This window comes from Faecalicoccus pleomorphus DSM 20574 (genome assembly GCF_000420345.1).
GTDB lineage: Bacteria > Bacillota_I > Bacilli_A > Erysipelotrichales > Erysipelotrichaceae > Faecalicoccus > Faecalicoccus pleomorphus.
The window spans coordinates 1-1,069 of record NZ_ATUT01000045.1 but is presented as its reverse complement, the minus strand read 5'-3'; the positions used below and the strand labels follow the sequence as shown (position 1 = coordinate 1,069).

Genomic DNA, 1,069 nt, shown 5'->3' with positions numbered 1-1,069 from the left:
CCTTCCGGTAATGTTAATTCACTATAGTTAAAGATTCCATCGCCATCTTCATCAACGAAGTAATCTCCACCACCAAGGTTCTTTCCACCTTCACTCTTGAATACTACGTGGATAATTGCTGCACCATCGCGGTTTAATACAACTGTGTAATGTCCGCCTTCTTCAACAAAGAAGTCTCCAGTTACATTTAATTTATATCCAACTGGAAGATCTAATTCAGAATAGTTGGCAATTCCATCACCGTCAACATCAACAAGGTAGTCTCCACCACCCAAGTTGTTTCCTTGCGGATCTTTGAAAACAACATTGATGATCGTTCCTTTATTAATTTTAGTCACAGGGATATTAATATCTGTATCCGTTACAAAATAGTCTCCGCCGCCATTCAATTTATATCCAACAGGTAACTCAAGTTCACTGGCATTGAAAATTCCATCACCGTCTTCATCAACGAAGTAGTCTCCACCACCAACAACTGTTCCGTTTTCGTCAATGAACTGTACATTTACAATAGTAGAATTATAAATTTTGCTTACTGTGATTGTGTTATTTCCACCGATGTAATCGGCAACAAAAGCATCTCCACCAAGTTCTAATTTATATCCTTCTGGGATAATTCCAGCAATTTCAGACCAGCTAAAGATTCCATCTTTGTCAGTATCAACAATAACGTCTCCACCGCCAACTTCATTTCCGTTAGCATCAACGAATGCAAAGTTCAAAGTAGTTCCGTCATAGATTGATTCAACAGTAATCTTTTCTGATCCACCTTCAACAACCATGAAATCTCCAGTTTCGGCCAACTTATATCCTTCTGGCAAATACTGCTCTAAGATAGAACGATTCTGGACACCTTCTGGTAAGAAATAATCTCCACCACCGATGAAACTACCAGCTCTATCAACAAACTGGATATTCATGATTACATTGGAAGAAATTTTTTCAATATTTATCTCAAGTTTTCCTCCAGCTTCAGCATAGAAGTCTCCACTTACAGTCATCTTGTATCCTTCTGGAACATACTTTTCAAGCACTGAATAATTCTGTACACCAGCTGGTACAAAATAGT

Annotated in this window: 1 protein-coding gene; it reads right to left on the bottom strand. The window is 38.2% G+C overall.

All coding sequences use genetic code 11. The features are described from left to right. On the bottom strand, positions 1 to 1,001 hold a 1,001-nt coding region (locus G413_RS12235; RefSeq protein WP_211210472.1), incomplete at its 3' end, for a hypothetical protein. Positions 1,002 to 1,069 lie beyond the last annotated feature (68 nt).